This is a genomic window from Pirellulimonas nuda (assembly GCF_007750855.1).
Classification (GTDB): domain Bacteria; phylum Planctomycetota; class Planctomycetia; order Pirellulales; family Lacipirellulaceae; genus Pirellulimonas; species Pirellulimonas nuda.
The window spans coordinates 4157593-4173111 of sequence record NZ_CP036291.1; the positions used below are offsets into that span (position 1 = coordinate 4157593).

The following is a 15519-nucleotide window of genomic DNA, read 5'->3' on the forward strand; positions in this document are numbered from 1 at the left end:
GCCGATCGGCGGTTCCAGCTAGTGTTCTTCTCTGTGCGCTCCGTCGCTCGGTGGTTAACCCGTCGAGCTCCCCGCCGGCTCCAGGTTGTAGCGCTTGATCTTGCGGTCGAGCGTCGACCGCTCGATCCCCAGGATCGACGCGGTGCGGCTCTTGTTCCACTCGTTGGCGTGCAGCGTGGCGCGGATGTGGTCGGCCTCGACGTCGGCCAGCGACCGCTCGCGGTACCCGCCGGCCGAGGGCGCCATCTTGCCCTCGGTGTCGCCGGACGTTTTTAGCGTTGAGAGCACCAGGTCTTCTTGGTCGATGTAGTCGCCGCGGCACAGCACCACCGCGCGCTCGATGACGTTCTTCATCTCGCGGACGTTCCCGGGCCAGCGGTAACGCAGCATCTGCTCCATCGCCCGCGGGCTGAATCCCTTGACCTTGCGGCCCGTCTCTTGCACGAAGCGGCGGAGGAAGTGCTCGGCCAGCAGCGGGATGTCGTCGGGGCGCTTGCGGAGGCCCGGCACCACGATCTCCAGCACGTGCAGCCGGAAGTAGAGGTCGCGGCGGAAGCGGCCCTCGGCGACCTCCTGCTCGAGGTCGCGGTTGGTGGCGGCGATCACACGCACGTCGACCTGCACGGCCTGGGCGCCGCCGACGCGCTCGAACGGGTGCCCCTCCAGCACGCGGAGGAACTTGGCCTGGATGGTGGGGCTCATCTCGCCGATCTCGTCGAGCATCAGCGTCCCCTTGTTGGCCGCCTCGAACTTGCCGACCTTCCGGTCGGTGGCGCCGGTGAAGGCGCCCTTCTCGTGGCCAAACAGCTCGCTCTCGAGCAGCGATTCGCTGAGCGCCGCGCAGTTCAGGCACACGAACGGGCCTTTGCGCCGCGGGCTGCTGTAGTGCACGGCCCGGGCCACCAGCTCTTTGCCCACGCCGCTCTCGCCGCGGATGAGCACGGTCGCCCGGCTCGGCGCGGCGCGGGCGATCTCTTGCTCCACGCGCCGCGTCGCGTCGCTGCCGCCGACGATCTCGCTCTGCACCTCCAGGCGTTGGCGCAGCTCAACGTTCTCGTCGCGCACCTGGTTGAGGTTCTCGGCCAGCAGTTGGCGTTGGTTCAGGTTCTCCAGCGCCACCGCCACGGTGTCCGCCACCGCGATCGAGAACTCCAGGTCGTCCGGGTCGACCAGCCGCTCCGGGTTCGTGCTGTAGAGGTGCACCAGGCCCAGCACCTGGTCCTGATGGCGGATCGGCACGCACAGCACGCTGGCGGCTAGCAGGTCGCCGCTGCTGTCGCGGGCGCCCAAGCGGCTGTCTTCCATCACGTTCCGGGCCAGCACCCCCTGGCCGTCTCGCATCACGGTGCCCGCCAGGAACGGCGAGACGCGTTGGTAGCTGTGGGAAGAGTCGCTGCGGCTGGCGATCACCTCAAGCTTGTCGCTGGTGCGGGCGCCGGTTGAGTCGCGCTCGCGCAGCAGCACGCCGCCGGCGTCGATGTGCGTGCTCTCGAACAACCCGGTCAGCGCCGTGCCGGCCAGCGTCACCACGTCTCCGGCCTTGGCCAGCTCGAAGGCGATCCGGCAGAGCGCCGCGGCCGCTCGGCCGACGTGGGGCACCGAGTCCCCCTCGGGCTCCGGCGCGGCGTCGGCCGGGTCGAGGTACCTGCTCTGGCGCCGGCGGTGGGTGATCTTGGTCGGCTCGACCGGGTCGAGCACGCTGTCCAGCACGCTCTCGGCGTCTTCGGACGCTACCCCCTCGGTGACCGGGCGCGACGACCGCAGCACCCCCCCCGTGTCGGGGAAGGCCTGCGACAGGTTGTCGACAAACGCCAGGTGCGTGTTGCCCACCCGCACGATCTCGCCGGGGGTGAGCTCGTAGTCGGAGGTGACCCGCTCGCCGTTCACGGTGACGCCGTTGCGGCTGTCGAGGTCGCGGAGCATCCACCGCCCCTGCGACTGGAACACCTCCGCGTGATTGCGGCTGGCGCGTTCGTCTTTGACGACAATAACGTTCGTAGGGGCCCGCCCGATGGTGACCGATTCGCCATCGACCAGACGGAACACGTCCGTCCACTTGGCGCCTTCGCGGATCACCAAATACGCGGTCATGGGCGTCCGAGGGAATCTTTGGGCTGACGGGTTGCGAACAAGCTGGCCGCGGACCGAGCGGGGTAGGCCCCCTTGCTCAGGGCCCCCCCAGCCGGGGCCCTGCCGGGGCCCCTTTCATCGGGCCAGAGACGTTAGATCTCTGCCAGCCCGAAAAAAGGCCCCGAAATGGCCTCGACTCGCGGAGTATGGCAATGCGAAAACAATTGAACCGACACGACTTAGCAACTATTCTACATCAGAAGCTCCCCGTTCTACACCAGAAGTCGCAGCGGCGATGCGCCGTGCTGCTTTGGCCATTTTCACGCTGATTGCCGCCCTTAAGGACTTGATCGCGATGCGACGCCCCGGGTCACTCATTGTACGCCGCTTGCCGGCGCGTTGGATTTTCCTGGCCGCATTCGCCCTGGGCGCCGCCGCCCTGTCGGCGGACTGGGCCGCGGCCGGCGGGCTGATCCGCGGGGGCGCCGTCGGAGGGATCTTGATCGACGCAGACGGCGTCGTCTCGACCCCCGAGGTCGGCGACGCCGCCCAACTGCTGGCCGCTTGGCAGAGCGGCCTCGCGGCCGTGCCGGCCGAGCTGGCCCCCTACACCGACCTGCGGTTCGTCTCGCTCAAGGGCCTAGAGCAGCAGATCGCCGAATGCCGCGAGGCGGGCCGCCCGCTGCCGGACGCGGTGCGCTACTGCGCCGGGCTGCTGCGGGTGAAGTACGTGCTGGTCTACCCAGAGCGTAACGACATCGTGCTGGCCGGCCCCGCCGAGGGGTGGAAGGTCGACCGGCTGGGCAACACCGTCGGCGAAACCACCAATCGGCCGGTGCTGTTCCTCGAAGACCTGATCGTCGGCCTCCGCGCCGCCGAGGACTCGAGCGCCACGATCAGTTGCTCGATCGACCCCACCAGAGAGGGGCTCGCCCGCGTGCAGCAGGTCAACAGCCAGCTAACGGCCGCGATGGGTCCCGCCGAGGCGGCCAGGCGGATTGAGCAGGCGCTCGGCCCGCAGACGGTCTCGGTCACCGGCATCCCCGCGGACAGTCACTTCGCCCGCGTGATCGTGGCGGCCGACTTCCGCATGAAGCGGCTGGCGATGAACTTCGAGCCGGCCCCCATCTCCGGCCTGGTGAGCTACCTCGACATGCTCCCCAGCCGACCCAACACCAAGAACATGCTGCCGCGTTGGTGGCTGGCGACCGACTACCAACCGCTGCTCCGCGACGCGGACGGCCTGGCCTGGGAGCTGCGCGGCCCCGGCGTGAAGTGCATGACCGAGGAAGACTTCGTTAACGCCGAAGGGGACCGCACCCGCAGCGGCAAGAGCAGCCCGGTCGCCCAACGCTGGGCCGACAAGCTCTCCGAGCAGTACGAAGAGCTCGCCGACCACGACTCGGCCTTCGGCCACCTGCGCAACGTGATGGACGCCGCGGTGGTGGGCGCCGTGATCGCCAAGGGCGAGCTGATCCGCCGCACCGGCGCCAGCCTCCCCTGGCTGATGGAGAAAGAAGAGCTGGAACAGTACCCGGCGCCGCGCGAGGTCGCGTCGCAGGCCAGCTTCATCAAGAAGGGCCGCAACTGGATCATCAGCGCCTCGGGCGGTGTGCAGATGTTCCCATGGGAAATCGCCGACCGCAACGAAGAATCGGCCGAAGTGGCGAAGGTCCGCGACACGGTGGCGAAGGCCCCCTCGAACTGGTGGTGGCAGTAACAACCACCCGCGCCCGAACGTAGCGCGGCGTCAAGTGCGACGTGCTCCGCAGCGACGTCCTACACCGCCCGCCAGGTCTGCCTCAGCAGCCGCGTCGGCGCCGGGGAGCGGAACTGCTTGGTCCACGACTCGTCTAGCAGCAGACACCGCAGCATCTGCAGCGACTGCCGGGGCCACTTTGCCAGCGCGCCGCCGGCGCTCCACCACGCCCGCGGGTTCAGCATCAACTGGCGGCGCACGCGGCGCATCCAGTACTCGCTGGTCATCAGGTAGTCGTGCGTGCCGTCTTCTTCGCGCAGCAACGTGAAATTGCCCGCCGCGCACCGCTCCAACTGCCCCGGCTCTGGGTACCAGCCGCCGAACGAGCGCTGCAGGCTGCTGCAGTGGTACAGCTCGCTGCCGTGAGGCCAATGGTCTGGCGATTGCATGACGTCGCGCGGGTCGTACTGCCCTTCGCGGACAAAGTGGATCGCCGTAGTCACCAGCCGGCCGCCGCTAGACAGCGCGTAGCGGCTAGTGGTGAAGAATTCGTGGAGGACGGCGTCGGTCTCCCCGCGGGCGGCTTGGTCTGGCTGCACGAAATGCTCCAGCGAACCATTGGCGATGACCGCGCAGTAGGCGCCGCGCCACTCGGCTTCGGGAAGCGAAAGGATGTCCCGGTAGTTCAACAGCCGCACGTCGAGCCCGTCGCGCCCGCAGCGGTCTGCCTGTTGGGGCGAGATCGTCACCCCCACGCCGCGGGCGCCGCGGTCGCGGGCCTGCTTCAGCACCCGGCCGTAGCCGCAGCCGATGTCGAGCAGACGCGACCCCGCAGAGACGCGGGCCTGGTCGAGCAGGTACTCCGCCTGACGGTGCTGCGCCGCGAGGTAAGCGCGACGGCTGTTTGGCTCGCCGGGAGCGTACTTGCCGTCGGTGAAGTCGCTGAGCCCGCACGCGGGCCAGAGCGACAGCACGTCGTAGCAAGAGCGGACGCGCGGAGCGACTTCCGCGGCTGGCGCCGCGACGGATACAAGAGTAGCCACGATCATTGCGGGCCGACGCCCGCCCCCAAGAGGTGCGTGACGAATCCGCTGATAGCGGAATTCTAGCGCGTGGCGGCAGGCGTGCAATCACGCCGGTCTTCGCCCCGCATTCACACCTCCCCATACGAGCGGCGCGTGGCGTGTTACCACGGTCGCCAATCTCTGGGCGCCGGCCCGCCGGGTTGCTAGCTCACGGCGCGCCGACCGCACTACGAGGTGACAAATCTGGTGGATCGTTCAGAGATTGGTTGTAATCCGACCTGAGCGCGTTAGGATGCCCGCAAGGTTGCGCCCCGCTCGGTGCGGCGCCGGCGCCATCACTCAACATCGTGTTCTTTCAAACTTTTAACGTAACGACCCCCGCTGGGGTGCGTTAGAAGCAAGTGCGGGGCGGTCGCCTCTGTAGGCTGCGACCGCCCGGTGTGGACTGCCAACAGACACGCCCAAGGAACCTGCTTATGCTACGCCACCTCTCGTCGATGTAGCGCGGCAGCGCTCGCCCCTATTCACGCGAGACGCCGCTACACCGAACGCCTCGGCCGCAAACTGTGGCCGGGCTGCGCGCTCCTCCGCGCCCGCTTGGTCGCGCCGCTCTGCCGGTGCGCGCTCGCCATGAATCATTTAGGGAGTCGAAACGATGCTTGTTCTGAACCGCACGCTTGCTCTGTTTACCCTTCTTGCCCTGCCCCTGGCGCCTGCCCACGCGATCAACATCTTTTGGGACGACGCCGGCGGCAGCGCTAGCAAACTCTGGTCCGACTTCGGCAACTGGAGTCCGGACGGCAGCCCGTCCGGCGACGATGTGTTCGTCGGCGTGAACACCGGCGGGGCGAACGTCGCCGCCGCGCAGGGCGACACGACCATCGTCGATCAAACCTTTACCGTCGCCTCGCTCACCATCGGAAACGCCGCCGACGTCGAAACCAACGGCAATGAATTGTTGGTCAACGGCCTCACCACGGTCAGCGGCGTGGGTTCCTTTCTTGACGTCCAACCCCGGCCGAACGCGACTCAGGAAGGTCTCGACGCCGAAGGGATCATCGTCAACAGCGGCGCCACGGTCCGCATGCAAGGCGAAAGCGGCTCAACCGGCGGGGGCGTCATCGAGCTCGAGAGCGGCCTGTTCGAGATCAACTCCGGCGGCGCCGCCGGCGGCCACGGCACGATCGAGCTGGTCAACAGCGCCACGGTTGGGCGGGCGATGGAGAACTCCGGCCGGCTGTTCGTTTCGGGGCGCCCGAGCCAGTTCGTTGGATTCAGCATGCCGGGGACGCTGACGATCAACAACGGCGTCAGTGGCACGGGCACGGTCGACCTCGACGGAGTAAGCAACAATGGCTACGTCGATGTGGATGACGAAGGGACAGGCCTTGTTTTTCCACTGGGAACGACCTCGCTCACGCTCAACATCGAGGCGCCGCTGCACGACCCGTTCAACGGCACGATGGACATCGGCGCCGGCGACGCGGTGAACATCACCAACGATTGGTCGCTCAACTTTGGCGGCGTCATCAACATGAACCGCGGAACCTCGACGCTACGCGGGGGTCTTCTGGGCGTCTCTGGAACGGGCACACGGATCAGTATCACCCAAGGGATAGGCGTGTTCGAGAACCACCTCTCGTTCCTGGACTTTAACGCGGCCGGATACACCGACGGTGTGCTCGCCGTCGCCACGACCGAAGAAGCCACGGTTCAGTTCGACAACTTTGCCAGCTTCTTCGACGCTAGGGCCCTGAGCATAAGCCCTTCCAACACGGCGACCATCATCGTCAACAACACGGTAACCGTTGGATCGGGGACGCCCGAATCGGGCGAAGACTTCAACTGGGACGGGAACGGTCTCTCCGAAACCGTCGTCAACGCCGGCGGCCAGCTCAACATCAACGTCGAGAACATCGACACCGGAAGCAGCGACGAGTTCAATGGCACGCTCACGATGAACTCGGGACGCGTCGACGTGCAAGTCGCCGACGGGTCGTGGGAGATGGCCGGCCAGCTCAACATGAGCAACGCCTCAGGGGCGCCCACCCTCTCCGGCGATACGATCTCGATCTCGGGCGACGTGCAGGTCGCGGGCTCGGGGATATCGGTCATCTCGTCGGTGGTCAACATGAGCGGCACGCCCACGGTAAACGTCGATGCGGGCGCCACGCTGCGCTTCACCGGCGCCAGCCTATCAACCAACAGCGTGGCGTTCACAGGAGCCGGCGCGATCGAGCTCGATTCGGATACAACGACCTTCGGCACGCTCACCGTCGACATGCCCTCAGGCTCATTCGACCTCGACGGATTTACCATTGACGGCGGCGACCGGCTGCTGCTGGGGGGAATCCTTACACTGAACGTCGGAGCCATCGATTCGAACACCGACAACACGTTCAACGACGACGAGATCGAGATCGGCGGCTCCGGCCGCCTGAACGTCAACCTGCCGGGAACCGACTCCTGGGTGATGGACGGTCTCTTGGACCTGAACGGCCTGGGGGGCGGATTCACCTCGTTCCATCTGGACGGCGCGGACGTCGAGCTCCGCGGCACGGTCGACGTGACCGGCAACAGCTCGCTGTCCGCCCGCGTCGACGTCACCGGTCAGGTGAACGTGGCCGCCGGCAGTTCGATCAACCTCAACGGGGGCGACTTCGCCAACCCCAACACCATCGCCGGCGGAACCATCAGCGGCCCCGGCAGGCTCGGGGCCAGCTCCACCGACGCCCTGGTCGGATTCGGCACGATCGGCGCCGAGGTGCAAATCATTGGCAACGGCCGCCTGCTCGCCCGCGGCGGCACGCTCAACCTCACCGGCCCCATCACCGACGTAGGCCGCCTTGGAACCGCCGACTCCACCGGCGTGCTGAACGTGACCAATGTGTGGAACACCAACGCCGCCCAGCAGGTGCTGCTGAGCGGCGGAACCCTGCAGGGCGCCAGCATCGTTAACGGCGGCGCGGCGGGCATCGGCGGGCACGGCCTGGTGACCGCCGCGGTGCGTAACGACACGCTCATCGAGTCCAGCGGCGGCACGCTCATCGTGCAGAACAACTCCACAGACTGGGACGGCCTAGCCTCGACCGGGGTGCTGCGGGCCAACAACAGCACGCTTGAGCTCCGCGACAACGCCGCCTTCCTGTTCAACGGCGCCGTCGAGGCCAACAGCGGCACGGTGTTTGCCAACGGCTTCGAGCTAGAGTTCGACCCCGCCTCGAACATCACCCTCTCCAAGGGGACCTACCAGTCCACGAACGCCACCGACTTCGGCGGCACGATGACCGTGGCGGCCGGCGCCGCGTCGCGGCTGCGGATCGGCGGCACGGCCGTGTTCGAAGCCGGCAGCAGCAGCACGCTGAACGCCAACCTGGAGCTCGACAACCTCCGCACGCAGGTCAACGTGGGCGCCCTGTTCTCCGGCGGCGGGGAGCTGGTCAATATCTCTGGCGCCGTGCTGACGCTGGTCGATGGCGCCGATGTGGGCGTGCAGGTCACCAACCAGGGAGACATGGAGATCCACACCGGCGCCTCCGCGGGCCGGGCGGACGTGAACGACTTCGAGCAGGCCTCGACCGGGCGGCTGGTCGTCGACCTGTTCGGCACGGGGATCGGCGACTACGACCGGTTGGTCGCCAGCGGCCTGGCGGACCTCGACGGCGTGCTGGACGTGAACGTGCTGGGCGTGTTGGTCCCGTCGCTGGGAGACACGTTCACCATCCTGTCTGCCGTCGGGGGACGCAGCGGCACGTTCGCCGTAGAAGACTTCTCCGGCGCGGCGCTCGGCGCGGGCCTGGCGTGGGACGTGCTCTACAACCCCTCCAACGTGCAGTTGGTCGTCGTTAACGCGCCCATGGCGCTGGCCGGCGACTACAACGACGACGGCACGGTCGACGCCGCCGACTACACGGTGTGGCGGGACAACCTGGGCCTGGCGATCGCGCTGCCCAACGAGACGGTCACCGCGGGCATGGTCACGAGCGAGGACTACGACGCGTGGAAGGCCAACTTCGGCGCGGTGGGGCCGGCATTGGGAGCTGTCGCGTCGGCCGGCGTACCCGAACCGGGAGCACTGGCGCTGTGCGTGCTAGGGATGCTCGCCATGTCACTCGGCGCAAAGCGCTCCGCTGCGCGTCGCGGCCAACGCGCTAGCGCAGCGCCTCGTGCGCGGCGGTTATGGTTTGATCGATGTCCTGTTCGGTGTGCGCGGCGGAGACGAACATCGCCTCGTACTGGCTGCACGGCAGGTAGACGCCGCGGTCCATCATCTCCCAGAAGAACCGGCCGAAGCGGGCCGTGTCGCAGCGGCTGGCGGTGTCCCAATCGGTGACGGGCTCGGCAGAGAAGAAGAGCGTGATCATGCTCCCAAGGCGTTGGACCCGGGCGGTCGCACGCGACGCCGCGACCGCTTCGTTGAGGCCGGCTTCGAGCCTAGCGGTGAGGGCTTCGAGCCGCTCGTACGGGGGATCGTCGCGCAGCGCCCGGAGCGTGGCGATGCCGGCGGCGGTGGCCAGGGGGTTGCCGCTGAGCGTGCCCGCCTGGAAGACCTTCCCTTCGGGGAGCACGTGGGCCATCACGCCGCTGACGCCGCCGTAGGCGCCCACGGGGAGCCCGCCGCCGACGATCTTGCCGAGCATCGTCAGGTCGGGCTCGATCCCCAGCCGCTGTTGGGCGCCCCCCAGCGAGAGCCGGAAGCCGGTCATCACCTCGTCGCACAGCAGCAGCGCGCCGTGCTGGCGGGTGAGGTCGCGGAGCGCTTTCAAGAACGCCTGGGTCGGCGCCACCAGACCCATGTTGCCGCACACCGGCTCGAACACCACCGCCGCGATCTGGTCGCCGCAGCGGGCGAACGTTTCGGCCAACGCGGACGGGCTGTTGTACGGCAGCACCAGCGTGTCCTTGGCTGCGCCACGCGTCACGCCGGGCGAGTTGGGCGCCCCCAGCGTGGCGGCGGCGCTGCCGGCCGCCACCAGCAGGCTGTCGACGTGGCCGTGGTAGTTGCCGGCGAACTTGATTACTAACTCGCGCCCCGTATAGCCGCGCGCCAGACGCAGGGCGCTCATCGAGGCCTCGGTGCCGGAGCTGACCAGCCGCACCCGCTCGATGCTAGGGACGCAGTCGATGATGAGCTCTGCGATCTCGTTCTCGGCCAGCGTCGGCGCGCCGTAGCTGGTCCCGCGCAGCGCCGCGTCGCGCACCGCCTCGACCACCGGCGGGTAGGCGTGCCCCAAGATCATCGGGCCCCACGAGCCGATGTAGTCGATGTAGCGAGCGCCGTCGATGTCCCACAGGTAGGCGCCCTCGGCGCGGTCGATGAAGATCGGCTCGCCGCCGACCGCGCCGAACGCCCGGGCCGGGCTGTTGACGCCGCCGGGCATCAGCCGGCGCGCCTTGGCGAAAGCGTCTGCGCTCTTGGGGTGGGCTTTCATGGCGGTTCCCTATGGTTTGGAAGCTTGTGGAGGGTCGGTCTCGGCCGCAGGGTCGGCGGGCTGGGGCGGCTGAGCGCTGGCTTCTGCTTTGCTGGCCTGAGCGGGGCCGGTCTGATCTGGGCCGGTCTGATCTGGGTCGGGTTGCTCCGGATCGGGGAGGCGATCCACAATCGTCTTGGCCTCGTCCACCAGGTCCGCGGCCCAGGGCTGCTGCTGGTAGAGCCCGATCACGCCGACGGCGATGTTGCGGGCAACGACGGGCCGCTCGGCCGCGACCTGCTGGGCGACCCCCAACCGCTCGACGATCAGCCGCCGCTGGGCGGCGCGGAACTCGCTCACCTCGGTGCGCAAACGTTCCTGCTGCCTTTGGGCGAGCACGCGGAACTTGGCGCGGAGGTCGGCCGCGGACGGCTCTGCGCCCTCGGGGGGGCCTCCGCTGAGCATGTCGCGCAGCAGGTCGAGCCGGGTGATCGCCAGGTCGGGGTCGGTCTGCGCGAGCTGCATCGCCTCGAAGTAGAGCGCCCGCTCCGGGCTCTCCCCGCCGCCGCCCGAGCCCAGGCGGAACTCCACGCTGAGCCGCTTCTCGAGCCGGTTGAGCTCGAGCTGGTCCGCGAGCTCACGCACCGCGTCTGCCCGGGGATCGGTCGGGTAGAGGACAAGGAACCGATCGATGCGGTTGGCGGAGTCGCTCAGGCCGTCGTCGCCGCGGCTGACGACGGCCCCTTCGATCGAGGCGAACAGGCTGTCGGCCGACGGGGGGCGCAGCGCCCACTGCCCCGCCAGCCACACGGCCGCTAGCAACACCAGGGCGAGCAACGACTTGATCACAACCGCCGGCCAGGACCACGGTTCTTCGTCTGGGTCGCGCCAGCCCTCCTCGCCAACGGCGGTGAAGTGGGTGCGTCGCTCGGCCGCTTCGGCCGGTTCCGACAACGAGATGGGCGCCTGCGAGTAGCCCGGCGTGTCCGCGCCCGACGCGCGCGTCACGCTCCCCGCCAGCGAGTCGGGCAGCGCCAGGGTCGACTTGGAGAGCGGCTCGCTGCGGACCTGGAAGTCGTCTTGCGCCGGACGCGAGAGCGCGCGGTCCATCGCCTCGAGGTGCTTGGCCAGCACCAGCGTGTTGGGGAAGCGGTCGGCCGCGTTCTTGCGCATCATTTGGGCGATGGCGGACTCGAGCTGGCGGGGCGCGGTGGGGGCGTACCGTGAGATCGGCTCGGGCTCGGCGAACCGCTGCAGTTGCAGCATCTCCGGCAGCGAGTTCGCCTTGAACGGCTGACGGCCCGCCAGCAGCGTGTAGAGCACGCAGCCCAGGCTGTACTGGTCGGTGCGGTCGCTCACCGGCTGACCGGCCGCTTGCTCGGGCGACATGTAGTCGGCGGTGCCGAGGATGCCGCCGGCGGTCGTCAGCGGGCTGTTGCTGAACAGCCGGGCGATGCCGAAGTCGGCCAGCTTCACGCGTTCCTGCTTGTCTTGCAGGATGTTGGCCGGCTTGATGTCGCGGTGGACGATGCCGTGGTCGTGGGCGTGCTTGAGCGCCCGGCAGACCTGGGCGCCGATCTGAGCCACCTCGCGCCAGGTGAACCGCCGGCCCGCCTTGAGCTCCTGGTCGAGGCTGTAGCCGTCGACCAGTTCCATGGCGTAGTACAGCACCCCCTCGTCTTCGCCATAGCCCAGCAGGCGGACGATGCCGGCGTGGCGGAGCGTCTTGAGCGACTCGATCTCTGCCTCGAAGCGCTCGCGGAACCCGTCCGCCTCGGCAAGATGGGGGCTTAGCGATTTTAGGGCGACCTTCTCGCCGGTCCGTTCGTCGGTGGCAAAGTAGACCTGCCCCATCCCCCCCTTTCCGAGCGGGCCGGTGATCGCGTAGGGGCCGAATCGCTTGGGGAGCTCCATTGCTGCCACTTTAACCTGCCAGCACGCGGGGGACGATGCCCATGCGCGGGCCCCACGCGTAGGGGGCTCGCCTTGCGATTGCCCGAAACCCGTGATTCGCCTATACGACGGGGCGGTTGGGGGGGCCGCCAAAATGTCTGCGCCCGGAGTCCGCCGATGATTTCTCGCCGATCGCTGCTCGCCGCCGCCCTGCTGTGCCTCGGTACGCCCGCGGCGCCCGCGGCCGAAACCGCCATCGTTGGGCCGGCCGGCGCGGTGGTTCGCAGCGGGCCCGACCCCTCCTACTACGCCACCCAGCGGCTCGACCCCGGCGCCAGCGTTGAGGTCTACGAGCGCCTGCCCAACGGCTTCTGCGCCATCCGGCCCCCGGAGGGGGAGTTTAGTTGGGCGCCGGCGTCCGACATCGAGACCCTGGGCAACGGCGTCGGCGCCATCACCCGCGAAGGCGTGGCGTCGCGGGTCGGCAGCGTGCTCGCCCCCGATCAGCACGACGCGGTGCACGTGCGGCTTGAGCTGGGCGAGCGGGTCCAGGTGATCGGCGAGGCCCAGGTCGACACCAGCCGCTGGCTGAAGATCCTGCCCCCAGCGGGCGAGTTCCGCTGGATCGACGCCACCGCGTTGGGCGACGGTCCGGCCCAGCGCCCCACGCCGGACCGGGTCGAGAAGAACTCCTCCGGATGGGTCACGACAACCGTGCTCGAAGAAGAATCGGGCGCGGCGGGGCCGACGCAGCCGGCCGCCGGCGCCGAGGCCAGGCCAGCCGTGCCGGTCACGCCGATCGAGCTGCCCGCGGACGCGCCGTTCGCCACCAAGCTAGCGGTGCTAGAAGTGCGGCTCGCCCGCACCGTGGCCGAGCCCCCCAATCTGTGGCGGTTCGAAGCCGTTGAAGCAGCCGCGGCGACCCTGATGAGCCAAGCAGAGAACGAGCAACAGCGGGCCGCGGTCCGCGACCTCGCGGCCCGGGCCGACCGCTTCGCGGCGTTGGCGGGCCGCTACCGCGCGAGCCGCGTGGGGCCGATTCCGACCGACAGGCTCGCGGCGCCCCGCCGGTTCCCGGCCGCGGCCGGGAGCGGGCCGATCGCGGTCGAGCAGGTCCAGCCCAACGCGTCGGGGGGCGCCGGCGCCCCGGGGGGCTACGACGCCGTGGGGGTGGTCCGCCAGGTGGTCTCTTCGCGGCCCGGGTTCCCGGCGTACGCGTTGGTTGGCGACGACGGCAAGATCGTCTCGCTGCTCACCCCCAGCGCGGACCTCAACCTCCAGCCCCTGCTGGGCAAACGGGTGGGCGTGCGTGGCGTCCGCGGCTTTATGCCGGAATACCAGCAGCAGCACGTCACCGCCAGCCGCGTGACGCCGGTCGAAAGCGTGTTGAGGTAGGTCTCACCTGGCAACCGCGGGAGCCGGGCCTCCCCGTCCCCCGGCGCGTCTCGAACGGCCGCCTGCTGCCGCACCGCGCCGGGGGCGGGGACGCCCCTGCTCGCGCTGTGTTGCGCCCTACGCTGGCGCCCTGGCGCCGGTTTAGCTCACGCGGCGCCGTTTGCCTGACCGAACTTTACGGAAGTATCGGTAGGGTCGAAGCCGCGGACGCTGGGGGCGCCGTGGAACGGATCGTCGCATCGCCATTAGGGGGGGCTCGATGGCGCCAAGAGGGGGAGTCCGTGCGCACGCACGGTGGGCATGGCATGCCCTGTTGATGGCGGCTCTGTACGCGCCGGTTGCCGGCGCGGCAGATTCCGACTCCATGGAAGCCACCACCAGCCACGCCGCCAGGCAGGACGCCGAGAAGGCGATCCCGTGGGGTGAGCTGTCGCACCAAGACCAGCGGCTGGTGCGCTACGTCGTGAACGGCGCCTCGCTCTATCGGCGGATGCCGACGCGGGTCGTCGACTGCGACCCCGACATGTTCTCGCTCCTGTGCCAGCGTCCCGAGGTCGTGGTGAACCTGTGGAACGTGCTGGGGGTCAGCAACCTGGAGCTCGAGCGGATCTCCGACAACCAGTTCCGCGCCACCGACAAGCTGGGGACCTCCGGCGTGATGCGGGTGCTCAACTCCTGCTACGAGCCGGGCGCCCAGAACCGCCTGCTGCTGTTTGTTGACGGCTCGTACCACAGCCCGCCGATCCCCGGCCCGGTCGAGGCCAAGTGCGTGCTGCTGCTGCGCACCGGGTCCACAATCGAGACCGACGGCCGGCCGTACGTCGCGGGGCGGCTCGACTCGTTCGTGATGTTCGAGCGCAAGGCGACCGAGCTGGTGGCCCGCACGCTGCAGTCGGTGATCGGAACTACCGCTGACCACAACTTCACCGAGACGATGAAGTTCGCCTCGGTGCTGTCGCGTTCGGCGGAGAGCGACCCGGACCGCGTCGCGGCGCTCACCCCCAAGCTCGACCGCGTGAGCCTGGAGGGCCGCGACGAGCTCATCCGCCAGAGCCACGCCACCGCCCGGCGGTACAACGTCGACGACGTAGCGGCCCGTTAAGCGACGGACGGAAACCGCCAAGCCGCCACGAGCGCCAAGAAGAACAGAGAGACTGGATTTATCGCAGAGTGCAATTTGACTCCCTCCTTGCTTGGGATCGAATCGTTCGCGGCTCTGCTGATCGGCATCGTCTTGTCGGGCTTAACGTTCTCTTCCTTAAACTTTGCGCTCTTGGCGTCCTTGGCGGTTCCCCGTCCCGTCCGTCCGTCGTGGCGCGTCTTGGCGTTCGTGGCGTCTTGGCGGTTATCCCGTGGGGCGAGCGATTGCACCGCCGCAGCAAATCGTTTCCAATCCTGGGCATGCCCCGAGTGCTGTTGACCGCGTTTGGCCCCTACGACGTCTGGCAAGACAACGCCAGTTGGTTGGTGCTGGAGCAATTGACGCGCACCTACTCCGGCGACGCCCGGCTGACAACGCGGCGCTACCCGGTCGATTACGACACCCTCCGCGACCGCCTGGCCAGCGACCTGAAGACGCGGTTTGACGCCGTGCTCTGCCTGGGCCAGTCGCCCGGCAGCGCAGTGGTGCAGCTCGAACGGTTCGCGATCAACGTCGCCGGCGCCGGCCCCCAGACCAACGGCCAATGCCGACCGCTGGTGACCGACGGGCCCGCCGCCTACCGCAGCGGCCTGCCGCTGGAGAAGTGGCGCGGGGCGCTGACCGAGCGTGGGGTGCCGTGCGAGGTCTCCCACCACGCCGGGGACTACCTCTGCAACGCAGCGATGTACTACGCCCACTACTGGAACGAGCAAAACGGCCACGACTGCCAGGCGGTGCTGGCGCACCTGCCGCTGACGCCGCAGCAGGTGATCGCCTCCGGACGCGCGCTGCCCAGCCTGCCGCTGGCCGTGTCGGTAGCCGCGGTCGAGCTGATGATCGCCTCGGTCGGCCAGCCGGCGCTCGCCTGAGGAGGAACCAGCCCCG

8 protein-coding genes are annotated in these 15519 nt (G+C 68.7%); 4 read left to right on the forward strand and 4 right to left on the reverse strand.

Going from position 1 to position 15519, the window contains the following annotated elements:
• Positions 1 to 54: 54 nt before the first annotated feature.
• Positions 55 to 2091 (reverse strand): sigma 54-interacting transcriptional regulator, encoded by a 2037-nt coding sequence (locus Pla175_RS16085; protein WP_145287206.1) that lies wholly within the window; start codon positions 2089 to 2091, stop codon positions 55 to 57.
• A 334-nt stretch (positions 2092 to 2425) separates the two neighbouring features.
• Between Pla175_RS16085 and Pla175_RS16090 the strand changes: the two genes are divergently transcribed.
• On the forward strand, positions 2426 to 3790 hold the full coding sequence (locus tag Pla175_RS16090; protein ID WP_145287209.1) for a DUF1598 domain-containing protein: 1365 nt from the start codon (positions 2426 to 2428) through the stop codon (positions 3788 to 3790).
• Between the two features lie 59 nt (positions 3791 to 3849).
• On the opposite strand, the gene Pla175_RS16095 is transcribed toward Pla175_RS16090, so the two are convergent.
• The 3 genes from Pla175_RS16095 to Pla175_RS16105 all read right to left on the reverse strand — a co-directional run bounded on the left by Pla175_RS16095 (position 3850) and on the right by Pla175_RS16105 (position 12119).
• On the reverse strand, positions 3850 to 4812 hold the full coding sequence (locus Pla175_RS16095; protein ID WP_197526902.1) for an SAM-dependent methyltransferase: 963 nt from the start codon (positions 4810 to 4812) through the stop codon (positions 3850 to 3852).
• A 4133-nt stretch (positions 4813 to 8945) separates the two neighbouring features.
• The gene (gene hemL / locus Pla175_RS16100) at positions 8946 to 10226 is read right to left on the reverse strand and encodes a glutamate-1-semialdehyde 2,1-aminomutase (protein WP_145287215.1); all 1281 of its coding nucleotides are present in this window, start codon (positions 10224 to 10226) and stop codon (positions 8946 to 8948) included.
• A gap of 9 nt (positions 10227 to 10235) precedes the next feature.
• A complete protein-coding gene (locus Pla175_RS16105; RefSeq protein ID WP_145287218.1) occupies positions 10236 to 12119 on the reverse strand; it encodes a serine/threonine-protein kinase in 1884 nt (627 codons plus the stop codon).
• A gap of 156 nt (positions 12120 to 12275) precedes the next feature.
• Here Pla175_RS16105 and Pla175_RS16110 point away from each other — a divergent pair, with 156 nt between their 5' ends.
• The 3 genes from Pla175_RS16110 to Pla175_RS16120 all read left to right on the forward strand — a co-directional run bounded on the left by Pla175_RS16110 (position 12276) and on the right by Pla175_RS16120 (position 15503).
• Complete coding sequence (locus Pla175_RS16110; protein WP_145287222.1) at positions 12276 to 13493, forward strand: SH3 domain-containing protein; 1218 nt, start codon at positions 12276 to 12278, stop codon at positions 13491 to 13493.
• Between the two features lie 316 nt (positions 13494 to 13809).
• Positions 13810 to 14595, forward strand: a complete 786-nt coding sequence (locus Pla175_RS16115) for a hypothetical protein (RefSeq protein ID WP_145287224.1) — start codon at positions 13810 to 13812, stop codon at positions 14593 to 14595.
• 299 nt (positions 14596 to 14894) lie between these two features.
• The gene (locus tag Pla175_RS16120; RefSeq protein WP_145287227.1) at positions 14895 to 15503 is read left to right on the forward strand and encodes a pyroglutamyl-peptidase I; all 609 of its coding nucleotides are present in this window, start codon (positions 14895 to 14897) and stop codon (positions 15501 to 15503) included.
• Positions 15504 to 15519: the final 16 nt, after the last annotated feature.

Bases quoted from the DNA above. Each gene is read 5' to 3' on its own strand.
- Pla175_RS16085 (WP_145287206.1), bottom strand. From the start codon at position 2,091: ATGACCGCGTATTTGGTGATCCGCGAAGGCGCCAAGTGGACGGACGTG.
- Pla175_RS16090 (WP_145287209.1), top strand. From the start codon at position 2,426: ATGCGACGCCCCGGGTCACTCATTGTACGCCGCTTGCCGGCGCGTTGG.
- hemL (WP_145287215.1), bottom strand. From the start codon at position 10,226: ATGAAAGCCCACCCCAAGAGCGCAGACGCTTTCGCCAAGGCGCGCCGG.
- Pla175_RS16105 (WP_145287218.1), bottom strand. From the start codon at position 12,119: ATGGAGCTCCCCAAGCGATTCGGCCCCTACGCGATCACCGGCCCGCTC.
- Pla175_RS16110 (WP_145287222.1), top strand. From the start codon at position 12,276: ATGATTTCTCGCCGATCGCTGCTCGCCGCCGCCCTGCTGTGCCTCGGT.
- Pla175_RS16115 (WP_145287224.1), top strand. From the start codon at position 13,810: ATGGCGGCTCTGTACGCGCCGGTTGCCGGCGCGGCAGATTCCGACTCC.
- Pla175_RS16120 (WP_145287227.1), top strand. From the start codon at position 14,895: ATGCCCCGAGTGCTGTTGACCGCGTTTGGCCCCTACGACGTCTGGCAA.